Genomic DNA, 3,256 nt, shown 5'->3' with positions numbered 1-3,256 from the left:
GGGCGACGCAGGAAGCGCTGAGGAGGGCTGGGTGGTGGCGCTCATGTCGTGCTCCCGTCGGTGTGCTGGATGGCAAGTGCTGCGCTTTTGGTATTGCCACCCGCGGCAACAACCTTGATGGCCGCGCGGATGCGGTTGTAGGTGCCGCAGCGGCAGATGTTCGTCATCGCCTCATTGATGTCGGCATCGGTCGGGTTCGGTTTGGCCTTGAGCAGCGCCGCCGCCGTCATCACCATGCCGCACTGGCAATAGCCGCACTGCGGAACATCCAGCGCAACCCAGGCCTTTTGTATGGGGTGCGAGCCGTCCGGTGAGAGTCCTTCAATGGTTACGATTTTTTCCGTCGCACTCACCGTCGAAACAGGGCGCACACAACTTCGCGTGGGCACGCCGTCAATGTGCACGGTGCAGGCCCCGCAAGCAGCGATGCCGCAGCCGTATTTGGTGCCGGTAAGCCCGAGTTGCTCGCGGATGACCCACAGCAGCGGTGTGTCGTCCTCCACTTCAAACTCACGCACGGTGCCGTTGACGTTCAGCTTTGCCATGGATGCGCTCCTCAATATTTCGAAGGAAGGATGGGCCAGGGGGATAGTAGCGCTGGTGCATGTCAAATGCACCCGGCAATGCTATACCTGAGTAATGTGCTGACTTGTGCCTGGCAATAAAGTTCGGCCGGGTAAACCCTTGTGATGGCCGGCGTTTTGCCTCAGCGAACCTCTGCCAGCGGCAGGCCGGTGAAAGCCGCGTAGCGTTGGGCGGCAAGCCGCAGTGCACCGGTGCTGCCGCGTGGCAGCGGGGCGAAAGGTGTGGTGCTGATGCTGAGGGCGCCTTTTTTTATTTCAGCCTGCCAGGTGCCTGCCACGCGGCCACCGAGCAGCAAGGCAGGACGGAAGAGACCGTTCGGCGTCATGAGCTTGCCGGCGCGCGTGGCGTCGATGATGGCTTTGCGATCCGTATAACCCAGCACATATTCGTCGAAGCCGGCCAGCAACTGCACTGCCTGCTTGCCGGCAGGTGGCATGGCTGCGCGCCTGGGCCACCACACGATGTTGCCCTCAAACAGCGCCTGGGCCAAACCGGGGCTGGCCATCTCCAGCGCTGCCCTGGCCTCGCCGGCAGCCAGTCCCGACCACCAGGCAAAGTCGGCCAGTGTGGCGGGGCCATGGCTGGTGAAATAACGCTGCGCCAGTTGTTTGAGGGCGTCCTCACGGGGTAGCTCCTTGTCCGCTTCACGCTCCGGCGGCAGCCACTCATCGAGCAGGGTATAGGTGGCCTGCTTGCCGCGCGGATCGCCCAGGCAGATCAGTCCGACCTGGGCCGCGCGGTACAGGATGCGCCCGCCGCGGTGGCCCTCGGTATTGACGCGATGCCGCGCGAGTGCGGCAAAAAGTTCCACGCGCGTGAGCTGCCGGCCACCTTCCAGGCACCGGCGGATGGCTGGGAGGATTTTGCGGAAGGCAGCTTCATCCAGCTCGACTTCGCGGTAGGCCGCTGCGGTTCGGGTCAGCAAGGCCGGCGCCACCAGGGTCAGCAGCCGGCGCATATCGCAAGCCGCCACCAGGTGCAGCGTGCCGCGCAGGACCCAGCTGCGGACCACCTTGCGTTGGGTCAGTGCCTGTTCAACCGATGCGTCAGTGATCTCTGCGCTGCTTGCGAAGCGCGAGCCAACCGCCCAGCGGGCGTGGGCATATTCCTGTGCCTGCATGGCACCGAACCATTGCACAGCCTGGTCAACGCGTTTGAAGTTGGCGGCCGGGAGCGGGGTGCCTGGCGCAAGGTGATGGCTGGCCAGCCGCATCGCGATCAGTTCCTGCCGTGAAATCTCCGCCATGCTCAGGCAATGCTTTCAAGCATGGCGAGCATGCGGCCCTGCCATACGGCAGGGGAAAAACGTTCGCGCAGCAGTTGCTGCGATGCCTGCACCATGGCCTGGCGGCGGGGTACGTCTGCCAGCAGATCGGCGCATGCCAACGGCATGTCCTTGAGGTCTGCCATGATCAGGTGAACGCCCGGCTCAATGCCGAAATCTTCAGCACCTCCGAAGACGTCGGACACGACGGCCGTGCCGGCCGCCCAGCTTTCGAAGGTCCGGAACTGGTCGAAGTAAGTATGTTCAGGGTCAGCATGGATGTTCAGGTTGATGCGCGCACCGGCGCGGTGGGCGTCACGCGCGGCGCCCCATAAGCCGCCCCAGACGAACTCGACCGACAGGGCGGGGGCTGTACTGGCGAAGTACTGCTCAGCGTCCCGCCGCCGGGGTGTGTCTCCGCCCAGCATGATGATGTCGTGGTTCCTCTGCGCTTCGGGAAGGGGCGTGCGCATGTGTTTGCCGGCCACCATATAGGGCAAGTGCCAGGTGGCCAGCCTTGGGAAATGCTGCGCGAGGTAGCCTGTTATGGAGGCATCCATGGCCAGCACGGCGTGCAGACCGGGCGCGATAGCGTCGAAAAGATCGGTCTTGTACCGATGCACGGTRGCCAGTGSATTYYTTGTCAAYGGATCAAACATCCACARCACRTGCTTGCCGYYRCGCGGCAGGCCCTGCRCSGMAAAGCGGGGYAGTGCRTAAATTCCGGCAATCAGCAGRTTGACGTCGCAGTGGCCKACATCGGGCAATGGCGCGTCGGTGCTGGTGCCCAGGTCAATGAACTCCACGTCATGGCCTGCCTCCACCAAAACATCCATCCACAAGCGCGAGGCGCGGCCAAACAAGGTGTCGATGTCGGTGTAGATGTGGATTTTCAACGCGGCTTCCTGAAGCTTCTGTATGTGCTTTTCAGCTTATAGCGCAAGGCGCCGAGGTGGCCAGAGCCGGGGGGATGCCGGTGTTCGCCAATAAACCCGGGAACCATTGCCGCTGTGGGCCTGTTGTCATCGCGGGTTCGATGGCCCGAATAGTGGCGCTTGTCATTGCGGCCTATGCCATCCGTGCGGTGGTGGGCGTTGCGGCAAAACTTTACACAACGCGCCTCGATTTCTGAAGAAGTTCTTCGCTCACAAGCCACAGTTTCAGTAAGCCAAAGGTAACTGGATGTATGCCGTCCCGGTCTTGAATGTAACCAATAGGGCCGCAGAATGTGGCGGAAAAGACGATTTTCCCGAAAATTGGGGCGAAATCATTACACRAGGCTGTTGGTAATTAATCACTTTTTCTGTCTTGTATCAGGTTTCACAATTGGTTACCGTGATTTAGTTCACGAAAAAATACTCCTCGGGTGCCGGATCACAACACCCGCGAGGCTTTACTGAACCCTGA

At 61.7% G+C, this 3,256-nt stretch carries 3 protein-coding genes; all 3 read right to left on the bottom strand.

Annotated elements, in window-relative coordinates; all coding sequences use genetic code 11:
• Positions 1–41: 41 nt before the first annotated feature.
• A complete protein-coding gene (locus AC1D0Z_RS18395; protein WP_457280590.1) occupies positions 42–545 on the bottom strand; it encodes a (2Fe-2S)-binding protein in 504 nt (167 codons plus the stop codon).
• Between the two features lie 161 nt (positions 546–706).
• Positions 707–1,831 (bottom strand): winged helix DNA-binding domain-containing protein, encoded by a 1,125-nt coding sequence (locus AC1D0Z_RS18390; RefSeq protein ID WP_477659639.1) that lies wholly within the window; start codon positions 1,829–1,831, stop codon positions 707–709.
• Positions 1,832–1,833: 2 nt separating this feature from the next.
• Complete coding sequence (locus AC1D0Z_RS18385; RefSeq protein WP_477659638.1) at positions 1,834–2,472, bottom strand: glycosyltransferase family protein; 639 nt, start codon at positions 2,470–2,472, stop codon at positions 1,834–1,836.
• Between the last annotated feature and the right edge of the window lie 784 nt (positions 2,473–3,256).

This window comes from Polaromonas sp. P1_E3, from assembly GCF_056405935.1.
The sequence above is the reverse complement of the archived record's forward strand: the minus strand, read 5'-3'. Positions and strand labels throughout refer to the sequence as shown.